General features: G+C 74.5%; 17 protein-coding genes. 10 read left to right on the top strand and 7 right to left on the bottom strand.

From position 1 onward, the window contains the following. Positions 1 to 157: 157 nt before the first annotated feature. A complete protein-coding gene (gdhA, locus tag GA0070603_RS07530; protein ID WP_091321677.1) occupies positions 158 to 1495 on the bottom strand; it encodes an NADP-specific glutamate dehydrogenase in 1338 nt (445 codons plus the stop codon). Between the two features lie 92 nt (positions 1496 to 1587). Here gdhA and GA0070603_RS07525 point away from each other — a divergent pair, with 92 nt between their 5' ends. From GA0070603_RS07525 to GA0070603_RS07510, 4 genes are all read left to right on the top strand, one after another. Then, positions 1588 to 1896 carry a pyrophosphohydrolase domain-containing protein gene (locus tag GA0070603_RS07525; RefSeq protein ID WP_091309172.1) on the top strand — a complete coding sequence of 103 codons (309 nt, stop codon included), beginning with the start codon at positions 1588 to 1590 and terminating at the stop codon, positions 1894 to 1896. A gap of 391 nt (positions 1897 to 2287) precedes the next feature. After that, entirely contained in the window at positions 2288 to 2833 is a 546-nt protein-coding gene (locus GA0070603_RS07520; protein WP_091309169.1) for a hypothetical protein, read from the top strand. 85 nt (positions 2834 to 2918) lie between these two features. Further along, on the top strand, positions 2919 to 3890 hold the full coding sequence (locus tag GA0070603_RS07515) for a pirin family protein (protein ID WP_091309164.1): 972 nt from the start codon (positions 2919 to 2921) through the stop codon (positions 3888 to 3890). Positions 3891 to 3922: 32 nt separating this feature from the next. Further along, positions 3923 to 4591, top strand: a complete 669-nt coding sequence (locus GA0070603_RS07510; protein ID WP_091309160.1) for a hypothetical protein — start codon at positions 3923 to 3925, stop codon at positions 4589 to 4591. Positions 4592 to 4805: 214 nt separating this feature from the next. Here GA0070603_RS07510 and GA0070603_RS07505 read toward each other — a convergent pair whose 3' ends face one another. Then, positions 4806 to 5468, bottom strand: a complete 663-nt coding sequence (locus GA0070603_RS07505) for a DUF1345 domain-containing protein (RefSeq protein ID WP_208862837.1) — start codon at positions 5466 to 5468, stop codon at positions 4806 to 4808. 7 nt (positions 5469 to 5475) lie between these two features. Continuing rightward, positions 5476 to 5745: a DUF2795 domain-containing protein gene (locus GA0070603_RS07500; protein ID WP_091309157.1), complete on the bottom strand. Its 270-nt coding sequence runs from the start codon at positions 5743 to 5745 to the stop codon at positions 5476 to 5478. A gap of 158 nt (positions 5746 to 5903) precedes the next feature. Here GA0070603_RS07500 and GA0070603_RS07495 point away from each other — a divergent pair, with 158 nt between their 5' ends. After that, positions 5904 to 6308 (top strand): DUF2267 domain-containing protein, encoded by a 405-nt coding sequence (locus GA0070603_RS07495; RefSeq protein WP_091309153.1) that lies wholly within the window; start codon positions 5904 to 5906, stop codon positions 6306 to 6308. A gap of 18 nt (positions 6309 to 6326) precedes the next feature. Here the strand turns inward: GA0070603_RS07495 and GA0070603_RS07490 are convergent, their stop codons facing one another. After that, positions 6327 to 7472 (bottom strand): CaiB/BaiF CoA transferase family protein, encoded by a 1146-nt coding sequence (locus GA0070603_RS07490; RefSeq protein WP_091309151.1) that lies wholly within the window; start codon positions 7470 to 7472, stop codon positions 6327 to 6329. A 250-nt stretch (positions 7473 to 7722) separates the two neighbouring features. Here GA0070603_RS07490 and GA0070603_RS07485 point away from each other — a divergent pair, with 250 nt between their 5' ends. The 4 genes from GA0070603_RS07485 (at position 7723) to GA0070603_RS07470 (ending at position 10500) form a co-directional block, all read left to right on the top strand. Beyond that, positions 7723 to 8742: a TerC/Alx family metal homeostasis membrane protein gene (locus GA0070603_RS07485; protein WP_091309147.1), complete on the top strand. Its 1020-nt coding sequence runs from the start codon at positions 7723 to 7725 to the stop codon at positions 8740 to 8742. A 93-nt stretch (positions 8743 to 8835) separates the two neighbouring features. Further along, entirely contained in the window at positions 8836 to 9426 is a 591-nt protein-coding gene (locus GA0070603_RS07480; protein WP_208863009.1) for a sulfite oxidase-like oxidoreductase, read from the top strand. 1 nt (position 9427) lies between these two features. Beyond that, positions 9428 to 10189: a ferredoxin reductase gene (locus tag GA0070603_RS07475; protein WP_091309139.1), complete on the top strand. Its 762-nt coding sequence runs from the start codon at positions 9428 to 9430 to the stop codon at positions 10187 to 10189. A gap of 17 nt (positions 10190 to 10206) precedes the next feature. Next, the gene (locus GA0070603_RS07470; protein ID WP_091309135.1) at positions 10207 to 10500 is read left to right on the top strand and encodes a DUF6510 family protein; all 294 of its coding nucleotides are present in this window, start codon (positions 10207 to 10209) and stop codon (positions 10498 to 10500) included. Between the two features lie 51 nt (positions 10501 to 10551). Here GA0070603_RS07470 and GA0070603_RS07465 read toward each other — a convergent pair whose 3' ends face one another. Together GA0070603_RS07465 and GA0070603_RS07460 are read right to left on the bottom strand one after the other, a co-directional pair. Then, entirely contained in the window at positions 10552 to 12210 is a 1659-nt protein-coding gene (locus GA0070603_RS07465) for a glycosyltransferase family 2 protein (RefSeq protein WP_091309132.1), read from the bottom strand. Continuing rightward, positions 12192 to 13763 carry a glycosyltransferase family 4 protein gene (locus GA0070603_RS07460; protein ID WP_091321673.1) on the bottom strand — a complete coding sequence of 524 codons (1572 nt, stop codon included), beginning with the start codon at positions 13761 to 13763 and terminating at the stop codon, positions 12192 to 12194. Before GA0070603_RS07460 ends, GA0070603_RS07465 begins: the two co-directional genes overlap by 19 nt. Before the next feature lie 236 nt (positions 13764 to 13999). Here GA0070603_RS07460 and GA0070603_RS07455 point away from each other — a divergent pair, with 236 nt between their 5' ends. Then, on the top strand, positions 14000 to 14527 hold the full coding sequence (locus GA0070603_RS07455) for a GNAT family N-acetyltransferase (RefSeq protein WP_244282442.1): 528 nt from the start codon (positions 14000 to 14002) through the stop codon (positions 14525 to 14527). A 49-nt stretch (positions 14528 to 14576) separates the two neighbouring features. Here the strand turns inward: GA0070603_RS07455 and GA0070603_RS31450 are convergent, their stop codons facing one another. Beyond that, positions 14577 to 14735 carry a hypothetical protein gene (locus GA0070603_RS31450; protein ID WP_167544517.1) on the bottom strand — a complete coding sequence of 53 codons (159 nt, stop codon included), beginning with the start codon at positions 14733 to 14735 and terminating at the stop codon, positions 14577 to 14579. Positions 14736 to 14765: the final 30 nt, after the last annotated feature.

The raw sequence follows: 14765 nt of genomic DNA, 5'->3' as shown, positions 1-14765 counted from the left end.
CCCCGGGGACGGGTGCCGCCCCGGGACGGGGGCGGCCAGGCGGGACGGATGCCTACCGGCCGGTAGCGCCCTGAACCTAAGCGCGGCCTCGACGCCTGTCAATCGTTGACTGACCGAACGGTCAGCGGGGTCCGCCCGGTCCGCCCACAGTGGCCATTCACACCAGCCCGTGCGCCAGCATCGCCTCCGCGACCCGCCGGAACCCGTTGATGTTCGCCCCGGCCACGTAGTCGCCCGGCAGGCCGTACTCCTCGGCGGTGGCCCAGCAGCGGGCGTGGATGTCCCGCATCGTCTCGCGCAACCGCTGCTCCGACTGGGCGAACGTCCACGAGTCGCGGCTGGCGTTCTGCTGCATCTCCAGCGCGCTCACCGCCACCCCGCCGGCGTTGGCCGCCTTGCCGGGAGCGAACCGCACCCCGGCCCGCCCGAGGATCCGCACCGCCTCCGGGGTGGTGGGCATGTTCGCCCCCTCCACCACCGCGACGCAGCCGCCGGCCACCAGCGCCGCGGCCTCCGCGCCGCCGATCTCGTTCTGCGTCGCACAGGGCAGCGCCAGATCGCAGGGCACCTCCCAGACGGTACGGCCGGAGACCGCCACGGCGTGCGGCACGTGCCGCACGTAGTCGTCGAGGCGGGCCCGGCGTTCCTCCTTCAGCTCGCGCAGCAGGGCCAGGTCGATGCCCTTCTCGTCGAGCACGTAGCCGTCCGAGTCGGAGCAGGCCACGACCGTGCCGCCGAGCTGGTGCACCTTCTCGATCGCGTAGATGGCCACGTTGCCGGAGCCGGAGACCACCGCCCGCTTGCCGTCCAGGCTGTCACCGGTCTGCTTCAGCATCTCCTCGGCGAAGAACACCGCCCCGTAGCCGGTCGCCTCCCGCCGCACCTGCGCGCCCCCGTACGCCAGCCCCTTGCCGGTGAGCACCCCGGACTCGTACCGGTTGGTGATCCGCTTGTACTGGCCGAACAGGTAACCGATCTCCCGGCCACCCACCCCGATGTCGCCGGCCGGCACGTCGGTCTGCGCGCCGATGTGCCGGTACAGCTCGGTCATGAAGCTCTGGCAGAACCGCATCACCTCCCGGTCCGAGCGGCCCTTCGGGTCGAAGTCCGCGCCACCCTTCCCGCCACCGATCGGCAGGCCGGTCAGCGCGTTCTTGAAGATCTGCTCGAAGCCGAGGAACTTCACGATGCCCAGGTAGACCGACGGGTGGAAGCGCAGGCCGCCCTTGAACGGGCCCAGCGCGCTGTTGAACTCCACCCGGAAGCCGCGGTTGACCCGGACCCGGCCGTGGTCGTCCTCCCACGGCACCCGGAAGATGACCTGCCGCTCCGGCTCGCAGATCCGCTCGATGACGCGGGCGTGCGCGTACTCGGGGTGGCGGGCCAGGGCCGGCCCGATGCTCTCCAGCACCTCCCGGACCGCCTGGTGGAACTCGGGCTCACCCGGGTTCCGCCTGACCACGTTCGCGAACACCGTCTCGACGGTCTCCGGCATCACCGACACGCCCCTTCCGGGTCCCGGTGCCGGCCTCGTCGCCGCACCGCCCCCGGATACGGATCGTCACCGCCGTCCGGTTCACTTGTCGGATGGACGAGTTGATCTGGGACACGGCCCGGGACGCCCGCGCCTGGCTGGACGCGGCCAACGGCACCGGGGACGCCGAGGTGACCGTCCGCCTGCTCAAGCTCAGCGAGGAGGCGGGGGAGGCGGCCGCCGCCTGGATCGGGGTGCTCGGCCAGAACCCCCGCAAGGGCGTCACGCACACCCGTGAGGACGTGGCCGCCGAACTGGCCGACGTCGCGTTCACCGCCCTGGTGGCGATCGAGAGCCTCGGCCTGGACGCCCGGACCGTGGTGTCGGCCTGCGCCGAGAAGGCCCGCACCCGCCTGGCGTGACCCGTCCGGGCCGAACGTCCGTCAGCCCGGCCGCTGAGTGGACGCCACGGGTGTCGTCGGCGTCCGGATACACCCATGGTGTTCCACCGACCCGCGGGTGTGCTGCGCCGGATGTCCGTTTCCGGGGTGGCCGGCGGCGGAATGGCGGGCGGGTGGGCGTCGTTGTATCCCCGTGAACGGCCGAGGAAGGCGCCCCGCCAGGCGGGGTGGTCGGGCCCGGAATGATGGTGGGCCGGCGGTCGTTGTACATGGTCCCGGCGCGACGAAGAGGCCCCGCCCCGCACGCCGGATGATCCCCCAAGACTTTCCCCTTTTGAGCGCCTGACGGTGCTTGCGCACACGCCGACCCCCATCGGCACTGTGCGCCAACCCCCGAATGGAGCTTTCCCCCATGAACACGATGCTGCGTAAGAGCGTTCTCGGTATTGCTGGTCTGGCCTTCACCGGCGGCATCTTCGCCGGTCCGATCGCCGCTCACGCCGCCGAGCCGGTGCAGGGCAGCAAGCCGGTCGCGGTGAGCGTGCAGGGTGCGCAGTCGCACATCGACCTGAACGATGAGCAGACCGCCAACGCCAAGGCGATCATCGCCGCGACGAAGAAGGCCGGTCTGCCGGAGCGGGCGGCGGTCATCTCGATCGCCACGTCGCTGCAGGAGTCGAAGCTGGAGAACCTGGGTCACCTCGGCGACCGCAACGACCATGACTCGCTGGGCCTGTTCCAGCAGCGCCCGTCCTCGGGTTGGGGCACGCCGGAGCAGATCACCGACCCGGAGTACTCGACGCTGGCGTTCCTGAAGGGTCTGAAGCAGGTCGACGGGTGGCAGGACATGCCGCTGACCGAGGCCGCCCAGACCGTGCAGGTCTCCGCCTACCCGGACGCGTACGCGCAGTGGGAACAGCAGGCCGCCGACATCGTCGCCCACAACTGGAACAGCTGACACACGCACGAAGGCCGGTACCCCGAGCGGGTGCCGGCCTTCGGCGTCTACGGGCGTCGCGGCCGGCTGAGCGTAGAGTCGGGCGGTGGACCGTACCGAATCCCTGCCGGCGCAGACCCTCCCACCTGGCGTGGGCTCCACCGATCCGGGCAGCGTGCTGCTGCCCGGGCACGACGTGCCGCTGGGGCGCTACACCACCGTGCGCCGGCTGCTGCCGCAGCGGCAGCGGCGGCTGGTCGGGGCCTGGTGCTTCGTCGACCACTTCGGACCGGACGACGTGGCCGAGCGGCCCGGCATGGAGGTGCCGCCGCACCCGCACACCGGGTTGCAGACGGTCACCTGGCTGCTCGACGGCGAGATCCTGCACCGGGACAGCCTGGGCAACGTCCAGCCGATCCGCCCCGGCCAGCTCAACGTGATGACCTCGGGGCACGGCATCGCCCACTCGGAACGCTCGCCCCTGGTGCATCCGCCGGTCATGCACGGCGTGCAGCTCTGGGTGGCGCTGCCCGACCCGGCCCGGGCCGGCGCGGCCGATTTCGCCCACCACGCGGAGTTGCCCCGGTGGCGCGACGGCGACCTCACCGGCACCCTGCTCGTCGGCGAGATGGCCGGTGAACGCTCCCCGGCCGTGGTGCACACCCCGCTGGTCGGCGCGCAGCTCGAGGTCGACGGCCCGGCGCCGGCCACGCTGCCGCTGCGCCACGACTTCGAGTACGGGCTGCTCGCCATGTCCGGCTCCGCCGAGGTGGACGGCGTGGCGGTCGACCCCGGCGCGCTGCTCTACCTGGGCGCCGGCCGGGAGTCGCTGACCCTGCGCGGCGCCCCGGGCAGCCGGTTGCTGCTGCTCGGCGGCACCCCGTTCGAGGAGCCGCTCGTCATGTGGTGGAACTTCGTGGGCCGGTCGCACGAGGAGGTCGCCGCCGCCCGCGAGGACTGGATGGCGGGCCGGCGGTTCGGCACGGTCGCCGACGACCCGGCGCCTCCGCTGCCGGCGCCGGCGCTGCCCACCACCCGGCTCAAGGCGCGGGACCGGCGCGGCGGCACCCTGGGCTGAATGCCCCGCCCCACCCCGGGTAGACGGCGGGCATGCCCACCACCAGTGCGATTTCCAGTGTCGAGGACAAGAAGCGGCTGGTCCGCCGGCTCGCCGGGGACGGCCGGGGGTTCGCCGAACGGTACGGGTTCCGGGTCACGAACAACCCGTCCCAGCTGTTCCAGGTGCTCTACCTGTCCGTTCTGCTGGCGCGGCGCGGCGACTTCCACAAGGCTGTCGACGCCGCGACGGGCCTGCGGGACGCCGGCTGGGACAGCGCCGCCCGGCTGGCCCGCTCCCTGCACGCCGACCGGGTGCGCGTGCTGCGCGCCGCCGGGCAGCGCGGCGACGTGGACACCCTCGCCGCCACGCTGGGTGACCTGGCGCGGAAGGTGGTCGACGCGTACCGGGGTGACCTGCGGCGGCTCCGCACCGAGGCGCACCAGGATCCGGCCCGGGAGCGGCGGTTGCTGACCGCGCTGCCCGGTGTGGACGACGAGGTGACCGACCTGTTCCTGCGCGAGGCGCAGGCGGTGTGGCGGGAGGTGGCGCCGGTGGCCGACCGGCGGGCCCTCGCGGCGGCCCGCCGGCTGGGGTTGGGCCGTTCCGCCGACGACCTGGCCGGGCTGGCCGGCAGCGGCGAATCGGAGCGGCTCGCGTGGCTGGTCGGGGCGCTGGCCCGGGTGGACCTGGAGAAGCGGTACGCGGAGTTGAGCGCCTGAGGCGGACGTGCCGGTCGCCACAATCCCGCGATACTCACCCGTTCGGCTGATGTCCTGTCGTATGATGATCGTGGCAGCGATGCCCGCCCGGTTCGGGCGAACATCCACCGCCTGTCGGTCGCGACCCGGTTCGGGCGCGGACCGGCGGGGACAGGTGCTGCGTGGCGCCCCAGGTCGCGGTTCGTGACCCGGGGCGCCCGCCTGTCTCCGGGGTTCACTGGGCGAGGCTGGCGAGCAGGTTCACGGTGGCGGCGATGATGACCGCCCCGAACAGGTACGACAGCAGCAGGTGCCGCAGCGCCGTCCGCCGCATCTCCGAGCTGCACAGGTCGGTGTCGGAGACCTGGAAGGTCGCGCCGACCGTGAAGCCGACGTACGCGAAGTCGGAGAAGCAGGGCGGCTCCGCCTGGTGGAAGTCGATCCCGCCCGGCTCGCCGCTGTAGTACAGCCGGGCGTACCGGGTGGTGAAGACGGTGTGCACCACGAACCAGGCGACCACGACGCTGAGCACACCGAGCGCCCCGTAGAGGTCCCGGGGCAGTCCGGGCGGGATGGTGTGCGCCGTGGTCAGCACCAGCCCGACCGCGACCAGGCTGGCCAGGCAGGCCGCCAGCAGCAGGGCGTCGCGCGTGGCCCGGTTGGGGTCCTCCAGCTTCGCCAGCCGCGCGGTGCGGGCGGCGTCCAGCCGGGACAGCCGTCCCCACTGCAGCGCCAGCCAGCTCAGCGCGGCGCCGTCCCACCCGACCAGCGGGGCCAGCGTCGGCGCCAGCATGACGGCGGCGGCGCCACCGGTGACGGCGCCGACGAGCGCCATCACGACGAGCTGGACCGCCGCCGGCACGTGCCCGTGGACCCGGGCGGCCGTCCGGCGCCGCACCGTCGGGTCAGATGCCGCGCAGGTGCTGCGACACCCGCGGGTGCCTGTCCCGGGCCTGCGCCGCGCGCTGCGAGCGGCTCACCTCGGGTGCGGCGTCGATGCCGGCCGAGCGGGCCACCTCGGTGCCGTTGGCGTAGTCCACCGGCGGCAGCGCCCGCAACGCCCGCAACACCTCCGGCGGCGCGCCCTCCCGTTCGGCCTCCCGGATGACGTCGTCCTTGCCGGCCGGATAGTCCAGCGCCGACAGGTACTCAAGGACGTCCGTGTAACTCGCCATGGGTCGGGCTCCTCGCGCCTGTAGTTGCGGTCACGACCGGCGGCGGATACCCGCCGGACCGCCTGTCACGCACGGGGCCGGCGGAAAATCCGGCAGCCGTTTCCGGGCCGCCGTGGCGGGTAGCCGCGCGGTGCTGAGCAGCGAAGGAGGTACCACCCATGCACTACCTCACCTTCGTCGGCCGGGTGGCGCGGCGGACCGGGACGTCCCAGGAGTGCGCCGCGGAGTTGACCCGGGCCACGCTGGCGACCCTCACCGACCGGTTGACCGGGGGCGAGGTGCTGGACCTGGCGGCCCAGATGCCGAAGCCCCTCCAGGGGCTGCTCAAGCCGGACCCCCGCCAGGAGGCGGCCGACCGCTTCGGGGCGGCCGAGTTCGTGGCCCGGGTGTCCGTGCGGGCCGGCGTCGACGAGGACACCGCCCGGGGCGGGGTGCGGGCCGTGTTCTGCACGCTGCGCGAGGCGATCACGGGCGGGGAGTTCCAGGACGTGGTGGTCCAGCTGCCCCGCGACTTCCGGGACATGGTGGAGCCCGCGCTGGCGCCCGCCGCGGCCCGCCGCTGACCCGCCGCGCGGACCCGGTCAGGCGACCGTGCCGGCGGCGCGCAGGGCGGCGATCCGGGCCGCGTCGAGGCCCGCCTCGGCCAGCACCTCGTCGGTGTGCTCACCGGGCCGCGGCGGCGGCCGGCGTACCGAGGTGGGGGTGGCCGAGAAGCGCGGGGCGGGTGCCGGCTGGGGAACCCCGTCGGGTGCGACGAAGACCTTCCGGGCGGCCAGGTGCGGGTGCTCCGGCGCCTCGGCCCAGTCGAGCACGGGCGCCACGCAGGCGTCCGAGCCGGCCAGCAGCGCGGCCCACTCGTCGCGGGTGCGGGTGCGGAACAGCCGGGCCCAGGCGGCGCGCAGCGCCGGCCAGTTCGCCGGGTCGTGCCGGTCCGGGGCCTCGTCGCCGTCGAGCGGGAAGCCGGTGAGCCGGACCAGCTCGTCGTAGAACCGCGGCTCCAGCGCGCCGACGGCGAGGTGCCGCCCGTCGGCGCACTCGTACGTGTCGTAGAACGGCGCACCGCCGTCGAGCAGGTTGACCCCGCGCGGGTCCTGCCACATCCCGACACGGCGCAGCGCGTGGATCTGGGTGGCCAGCACCGACACGCCGTCCACGATGGCCGCGTCGACCACCTGGCCGGGGGCGCCGGCGCGGACCGCGTACAGCGCCGCGACGACGCCGAGGGCCAGCATCATCCCGCCGCCGCCGAAGTCGCCGAGCAGGTTCATGGGCGGCACCGGGCGCTCGCCGGCCCGGCCGACGCCGTGCAGCGCACCGGTCAGCGCCAGGTAGTCGATGTCGTGGCCGGCGGTGTGCGCGAGGGGGCCGTCCTGCCCCCAGCCGGTCATCCGCCCGTACACCAGTCGGGGGTTGGTGGCGTGGCAGTCGTCCGGGCCGAGGCCGAGCCGCTCGGTGACCCCGGGCCGGAAGCCCTCGATCAGCGCGTCGGCGCCGGCGACCAGGGCCAGCACCACCTCGCGCCCCTCGGGCGTCTTCAGGTCGACGGCGAGTGAGCGGCGGTTGCGGTTCAGCAGGTCACCCGGGAGGTCGCCGAAGCCGCCCCCGCCGATCCGGTCCACCCGCACCACGTCCGCGCCGAGGTCGGCCAGCATCATGGCCGCGAACGGCCCCGGGCCGATGCCGGCCAGCTCGATCACCCGTACGCCGGTCAGGGGCCCGTTGTCCATCGCGTCACCATAGGGCCCCGGCTGCCCGGGCACCACGCCCCACCGCCCGGCACAGCGGTTGACCAGGGCAATCATCCGCGTCGAAACTTGGCGTGCGGGTTGAGGTTGCCCTAACCTTGGAGCCGCGAGGGGAGTACTTCCCACGAACCATTCCGGTCAGTACGGCGGGCCCCGGGCTCGCCTCGGGTGGTTGCCCACGATCGGTGGGTGAAGGAGACCTCGGACATGGCACCGTGTTCGAGGAGGCTCCATGACCGAGTTGTCGTACCTGTCCGCCGCCGACCTGTCGTCGGTCGGCACCCCCACCCTCTGGGCGGTGACCATCGCGGGCGTGCTCGCGCTGCTGGTGCTGGACTTCCTGGTCACCCGGAAGCCGCACGAGGTCTCCCTCAAGGAGGCGCTGGGCTGGTCGGCCTTCTACATCGCCCTGCCGCTGGCCTTCGGCGCCTGGGTGTGGGGCCGCTACGGCTCCGAGCAGGGCGTCCAGTATCTCACCGGCTACCTGGTGGAGAAGTCGCTCTCGGTCGACAACCTCTTCGTCTTCATGCTGCTGCTGGCCGCGTTCGCGGTGCCCGCCGTGCTGGCCCAGCGGGTGCTGCTCTACGGCATCGCCGGCGCGCTGGTGCTGCGCGCGATCTTCATCGCCCTGGGCGCCGCCGCCCTCCAGACCCTCGACTTCGCCTTCCTGCTCTTCGCGCTCATCCTGATCGCCACCGCGGTCAAGCTGCTGCGCGACGCCCTCACCGGGCACGAGCAGGAGGTCGACATCGACAAGATGCGATCGGTGCGGCTGCTCCGCAAGGTCATGCCGGTGGTCGACGAGTACCACGGCCCGAAGATGACCATCCAGCGGGACGGCCGGCGGGCGCTCACCCCGTTCGCCCTCGTGGTGGTCGCGGTCCTCGCCACCGACGTGGTCTTCGCCGTCGACTCGGTGCCCGCCGTCTACGGCATCACCGAGGACCCGTACCTGGTCTTCGCCACCAACGCCTTCGCCCTGCTGGGCCTGCGGGCGCTCTACTTCGTGCTGCACGCCGCGCTGAGCCGCCTCGTGCACCTCAGCTACGGCCTGGCCGCCATCCTGGCCTTCATCGGCCTCAAGCTGGGCCTGCACTGGGCGCACGGCATCTGGCCGGGCGTGCCGCAGATCCCCACCCTCGCCTCGCTCGGCGTCATCATCGGCGTCCTGGTGGTCGTCACCCTGACCAGCCTGCGCGCCACCCGCGACCGCGCCCCCGGCGAGCGGCACGTCGTCACCGAACGGCAGTGACCCGGCCGCCGCGGTGGTCACCCACCGCGGCGGCTCCCGGCCGAACCCCTCGCCCCGACCCACCCGAGGTGGTACGACTGACGCGTGGGAATCGTGTCGCCAGGCTTCCAGGGCCGGCCCCGTACGGCCGAACCGGCCCTGCCGCCGGGGCAGTACCTCACCCAGGACTTCCCGGTCCTCTCCGCCGGGCCGACCCCCCGGGTGCCGCTGGACACCTGGGAGTTCGTGGTCACCGGCGAGGGCGGCGCCGAGTACCGGTGGTCCTGGGACGAGATGATGGGCCTGCCGCAGGAGACGCCGCACGTGGACATCCACTGCGTCACCCGCTGGTCCAAACTGGGCACCAACTGGCAGGGCGTCTCGCTGGACACCCTGCTCGACGGCATCGACACCAGCGCCCGGTACGCCCTGGTCCACTCCTACGGCGGGTACACCACCAACCTGCCGCTCGACGACCTGCGCGGCGGCCGGGCCTGGGTGGCGCACACCTACGAGGGCGGCCCGCTGCCGGCAGAGCACGGCGGGCCGGCCCGGCTGCTCGTCCCGCACCTCTACTTCTGGAAGTCCGCCAAGTGGGTCCGCGGCATCCGGCTGCTGGCCGACGACCAGCCGGGCTTCTGGGAGACCGCCGGCTACCACGACTACGGCGACCCGTGGCGCGAGCAGCGCTACCAGGGCGACTGAGGTGGCCGCCCCGGCGACCGGCGGGCGCGTGGTCGCACCGCTGACCTGGCGCGTGGCCCGGCTGGTGGAGCGGCGGGTCGAGACGCCGACCGCGCAGACCCTCGTGCTGGACGTGCCCGGCTGGCCGGGGCACGAGCCCGGGCAGCACGTCGACATCCGGCTCACCGCCCCCGACGGCTACCAGGCGGCCCGCTCGTACTCCCTCGCCGGGCCGGCCGACGGCGAGCGGATCGCGGTGACCGTCCAGCGGGTGCCCGACGGGGAGGTGTCGCCGTACCTCACCGACACCTACGCCGAGGGCGACCCCGTGGAGGTGCGCGGGCCGGTCGGCGGCTGGTTCGTCTGGCGTGCCGACGAGACCGCGCCCGTGCTGCTGGTGGGCGGCGGCTCCGGGGTGGTGCCGCTCATGGCGATGGTCCGGGCCCGGCGCGCCGCCGGAAGCCGCGCCCCGTTCCGGCTCATCTACTCGGTGCGCACCCCCGACGACGTCATCTACGCCGACGAGTTGCGCCGCCGCGCCCGCGACGACCAGGGCCTCGACGTGGCGTACGTCTACACCCGGGCGGCGCCGGAGGGTTGGCGAGGGGAGCCGCACCGGATCGGTCTGGCCGACGTGAACAGCCACGGCTGGCCGCCCGACCTGGAGCCGCTCTGCTACGTCTGCGGCCCGACCGGCTTCGTGGAGACCGTCGCGGACCTGCTGGTGGGGCTGGGCCACCCGACCCGGCGGGTCAAGACCGAACGGTTCGGCCCGACCGGCTGACCTCCCGAGGAGAGCGCATGACCGACATGTCCTACCTGGACGGCAACATGCTCGACGGGCCGATGCGCGAGCTCTTCGCGGTCGACCTGAGTTCCGCCATGGGCCGCTGCGACCACTGCGGCACGACCGGCCCGGTGGCCGGGCTGCACGTCTACTCGCACGCCCCGGGGCTCGTCGGGCGCTGCCCGGCCTGCACCGGGGTGATGGTGCGCCTGGTGCGCGCCCCCGAGCGCGCCTGGCTCGACCTGCGCGGCACCACCTACCTCCAGATCCCCATGCCCCTCGACCAGCCCCACCCCCGCCCCCTCTGACCGTCGCCGCCGGTCGACGGGCGTCCCGGTGTGTGCGGGTCGCCGCGCGGGTCAGGGCGCGACGGTGAGCTGGCCCAGCTGAGCCGGGCTGGGCTCGGCGTGGTGCGGGCCGGTGGGAGCCGGGGCGCCGGCCGGCCGGACGGGAGGGGCCGTGAGCGGGCGAGGCGCCGCCGGCCCGCCCCGCCACCAGCGGCGGCGCAGCCGGCTGACGAGCTGCCCGACGGTCACCGGCACCACCGACAGGACGAGCTGGCCGTTGCGCGGGTCGACCGTCGCGGCCACCCCGTACAGGCGGGCGCCGCGGCGCACCAGCCGGGGACGGCCGGCGGCGAGCCGGGGCGCGCGGACCGGGGCGCTGCCCCGGCCGTGGTCGCCGTCGAGTTCGGCCCGCACCGGGTGGCGCTGGCCGCTGGCCGCGCTGCCGGCGAGGAGCCGGTCGACCGGGAAGTCGGTCCGCACGGTCCGGCCGGTCGGGTCGGTGGCGTCCAGCAGGGTGGTGCCGGCGAGCGGGCCGGCCACCAGCCGGACCGGTCCCGCCTCCGCCGCGAACCGGGGGTACGGGCTGCGCGTGGTCACCGCGAGGGTGTGCGCGTCCGCCCAGCTCACCGTCACGGTGTCCAGCCGGGCCAGCCAGTCGGCGCGTACCTCGGTGACGTCGGTCCAGGCGGCCGGCGCCCCCGGGTAGCCGGCGTGCCAGCGGCCGTGCGCGACCACCGTGGCCGGGACGCCCCGCTCGGCGTCCTGGTCGATGACGGCCAGCAGCTCGTCGACGCCCCCGGCCGTCACCGCGCCGAGCCGCAGCCGGGCCTCGATGTCGAGCCGGTTCCGGAGCCCGTCGGTGACGTACCGCTCGACGAGCCGGCGCACCGCCGCGTGCACCCGCTCCTGCGCGGCGCGGTCCAGCCGGCGGAAGTCGTCGCCGACCAGGTTGGCCAGCTCCAGCCCGACGTGCCGGCGCAGCACCGCGTCCCGGCGCGGGCCGGCCGGGATGAGGCCGGCCACGAACGCGAACAGCCGCTCCACGCTGACCAGGCGCTGCTCGATCCGGCTGTGGTAGGTGATGTTGCGGGCGTCCAGGCGGCGCACCGCGTGGTAGTAGTCGTAGTCGGCGAGCACCGAGATCCGCCGGGCGTGGTAGCAGGCGGCAAGCGTGAACGGCTGGTCGCTGAGCACCGGCATGTCCTCGGGGAAGCGCAGCCCGAGCCGGTCCACCAGCTCCCGGCGGAAGAGCTTGGTGTTCGCCAGCGACCAGGGCAGCGCCGAGTCGAACAGGCTCACGTCGACCGCGTTGCCGGCGGCGAAGACGTCGGAGAAGACGTGCCGCCCGTTGACACCGACCACCTTGCCGAGCACCACGTCCGAGCCGTACCGGTCAGCGGCGGCGACCAGCCGTTCGAGAGCCTCCGGGCCGAGGTGGTCGTCGGAGCCGAGGAAGAAGACGTACCGGCCGATGGCCAGCTCCAGGCCCCGGTTGCAGGGGGCGGCGGGGCCGCCGGAGTTGGCCTGATGGATGACCTTGACGGTGCCGGGGTGGCGGACGGCGAACCGGTCCAGCAGCCGGCCGCTGCCGTCGGTGGAGCCGTCGTCCACCGCCACGATCTCCAGCCGGTCCCGGCCGATGGTCTGGCGCAGCAGCGAGTCCAGGCAGGCCCGCAGGTAGGGACGGGTGTTGTAGACCGGGATGACGACGCTCACGTCGGGGGTGTGCACCGGAGCGCTCCTCGTGGAGTCGGCGGGGCGGGCGGGTCCGCGTGGGGCGGGGGTGGGGCGTCAGGCAGCAGCCGCCGGTAGACCGCCTCCAGCACCTCGGCCTGCGCCGACCAGGTCCAGCCGGCGAGCAGGCCGGGCCGGTCGTACGCGGCGCGGTGCCGGGCGGGGTCGGCCAGCACGGCGGTCACCGCGCGGACGAGGTCGTCGACGTCGCCGGCGCGGAAGACCTCGCCCTGACCGGTCTCCCGGACGGTGGCGGCCATGGTGCGCACGTCGCTGACCACCACGGGCAGCCGGGCGTGCGCGTACTCGAAGAACTTGGTGATGAGGGCGATCTCGTGGTTGGGCCAGCGGTGGATCGGGATGACCCCGACGTCGGCGCCGGACAGGAACGGCACCACCTGCCAGTGCGGCACGTACGGCAGCACGTGCAGCCGGTCGGCGGCGCCGAGCCGGGCGGCCCGGTCGGCGAGCCGCTCGACGTAGCGCAGCGCCGGGTTGACCACCAGCGCGAGGTGCACCCCGGGCAGCCGGGGCAGTGCCTCGACCAGGCTGTCCAGCCCGCGCTGCGGGGCCGCCGCGCCGCTGTAGACCAGCAGCGGCACGTCCGGGCCGATGCCGCACTCGGCCCGCAGGTCCGGCGGCGGCGCGTCGTCGGCCGGGCGGTGGTCGTCGGCGGGGGCGTTGAGCAGCACGCCAGGCGCCTCGGCGAGCCCGTGCTCGCGGCGCAGCAGCGCGGCCAGGTCCGCCGAGACGGTGAGGACCGCGTCGGCGTACGGGGCGTACTCCCGCTCGTGGGCGCGATGGGCGGGCAGCCAGCGGGCGTGGTCCCGCCACGGCTTGATGCCGGGCAGGAACTCGTGGGCGTCCCAGACCAGCGCGACCCGCCGGCCCTCGCCGCCCGCCCGGATCTTGGCGCGGGCGCCCACGCCGAGCATCCGGAAGTCGTGCGCGTGGATCAGGTCCGGGCGCAGCCGGTCCACCTCGGGACCGTAGGCCAGCTCGTAGTCCCACAGCCCCGGCTCCAGCCGCCGCCACGCCCGGTCGCCCAGCGCGAGCTGCCAGAACAGTGTGTACGCCCGGTCCCAGGGGCTGCGGAACCGGCGGCCGTACCGGACCCTGTTCATCATCTTGGTGCGCAGCCACACCCAGCGGTCCAGCAGCCGCGCGGCGACCTCCCGCCGGCGCAGCGCCCGCCGGGCCCGGCGCAACGGGCCGCCGGCCAGCTCACCGGCCGCGGCGCGCCGCGTCACGAGGGCGGACCGGACGACCAGGTCGGCCCGCCAGGCGCGGACCCACTGGGCGCGGTGCTCGGCGATGCCGCCCGACCGGTACGCCAGCGGCCAGCGCAGCGAACGGCGGAACTCGTGCCGGCGCCGGTGCAGCGGCTCCGGCACGGGCAGCAGCCGCACCTCGGCGGCCCCGAGCCGCCAGGTCCGTTCCGTGCCGTCCGGCGAGCGGCCGAGCAGCGTCACGTCCCAGCCGGCCTCGGCGGCGGACCGGGCGATCTTCTGCACCCGGGAGTCGCCCTCGACCTTGTTGTCGACGAGCATGACGATCCGGCCGCGGGGCGGCGGCGTCGCCTCGTCGTGTTCCACTGCTGGTCCTCCGCTGGTCGGCCGGCCGTCCCGGCGCGACACCACGCTGGTGGAGCCATCCGTCGCCGGGGCTACGCCGACGTGACGGCAAGGTGACCGAGAGGAGGCGGTTGAGCGGTGACCCGGGACACCCGCACGTGACGCGAACCCGGTTGGACATCGGCGGGGCGGGTGACCGAGAGTGGATCACCGTGAGGTACCTGCGCAGCGACGGCCGCGTCGCCATCCGCCGCCCCCGCCCCGACGACGAGGCGGAGTTCGTCGCCGCCGCCCGGCGCAGCCGCGACCTGCACCACCCGTGGCTCGCCGCGCCGAACGACGCCGGGCAGTACGCCGCCTACCTGCGCAAGATCCGGGGGCGGGACAGCTCCGGGTACCTGCTCTGTGACCGGGCCACCGGCGAGATCGCCGGGTACGCGAACATCAGCGGCATCGTCATGGGCGCGCTGCGCGGCGGCTACCTCGGCTACGCCGCCTTCCTGCCGTACGCCGGCACCGGGCACGCCGGCGCCGGGGTCCGGCTGGTGATCGAGCACGCGTTCACCGCGCTCGGACTGCACCGGCTGGAGGCGAACATCCAGCCCGGCAACGAGCCGTCGAAGCGGCTGGCCCAGCGGCTCGGGTTCCGGCTGGAGGGCTTCTCGCCGGACTACCTGTTCATCGACGGCGCCTGGCGGGACCACGAGCGCTGGGCGATCACCGCGCCGTTGGCGGGCTGAACGGCACGGTGGCGGCCGCCGAACGGCGACCGCCACCGGCGTCGTCGGCTCAGCGCCCCGGCCCGCGATCCTGCGGCCGCTGCCCGGTGAGGCGCTGGAGCTTGGCCTCCTTGTGCTCGACGCGCCGGCGCTGGCGGGGCGTGAGCTGCGGTCGGCCGCTCTGCTGCCGGTAGTGCGAGACACGTCGGTCGGACGGCAGGATGCTCATGGCGGGGCTCCCCTCGCTCGGAATCGACTC

Source organism: Micromonospora chersina, assembly GCF_900091475.1.
Taxonomy (GTDB): Bacteria; Actinomycetota; Actinomycetes; order Mycobacteriales; family Micromonosporaceae; genus Micromonospora; species Micromonospora chersina.
Note: the sequence above shows the minus strand (reverse complement) of the source record. Positions and strands in the feature narration are given on the sequence as shown.

What these genes read in the sequence shown, in the direction of transcription:
- gdhA (WP_091321677.1), bottom strand. Translation starts at nt 1,495, where the DNA reads ATGCCGGAGACCGTCGAGACGGTGTTCGCGAACGTGGTCAGGCGGAAC.
- GA0070603_RS07500 (WP_091309157.1), bottom strand. Translation starts at nt 5,745, where the DNA reads ATGGCGAGTTACACGGACGTCCTTGAGTACCTGTCGGCGCTGGACTAT.
- GA0070603_RS07510 (WP_091309160.1), top strand. Translation starts at nt 3,923, where the DNA reads ATGCCCACCACCAGTGCGATTTCCAGTGTCGAGGACAAGAAGCGGCTG.
- GA0070603_RS07470 (WP_091309135.1), top strand. Translation starts at nt 10,207, where the DNA reads ATGACCGACATGTCCTACCTGGACGGCAACATGCTCGACGGGCCGATG.
- GA0070603_RS07490 (WP_091309151.1), bottom strand. Translation starts at nt 7,472, where the DNA reads ATGGACAACGGGCCCCTGACCGGCGTACGGGTGATCGAGCTGGCCGGC.
- GA0070603_RS07525 (WP_091309172.1), top strand. Translation starts at nt 1,588, where the DNA reads ATGGACGAGTTGATCTGGGACACGGCCCGGGACGCCCGCGCCTGGCTG.
- GA0070603_RS07460 (WP_091321673.1), bottom strand. Translation starts at nt 13,763, where the DNA reads ATGCTCGTCGACAACAAGGTCGAGGGCGACTCCCGGGTGCAGAAGATC.
- GA0070603_RS07485 (WP_091309147.1), top strand. Translation starts at nt 7,723, where the DNA reads ATGACCGAGTTGTCGTACCTGTCCGCCGCCGACCTGTCGTCGGTCGGC.
- GA0070603_RS07495 (WP_091309153.1), top strand. Translation starts at nt 5,904, where the DNA reads ATGCACTACCTCACCTTCGTCGGCCGGGTGGCGCGGCGGACCGGGACG.
- GA0070603_RS31450 (WP_167544517.1), bottom strand. Translation starts at nt 14,735, where the DNA reads ATGAGCATCCTGCCGTCCGACCGACGTGTCTCGCACTACCGGCAGCAG.
- GA0070603_RS07520 (WP_091309169.1), top strand. Translation starts at nt 2,288, where the DNA reads ATGAACACGATGCTGCGTAAGAGCGTTCTCGGTATTGCTGGTCTGGCC.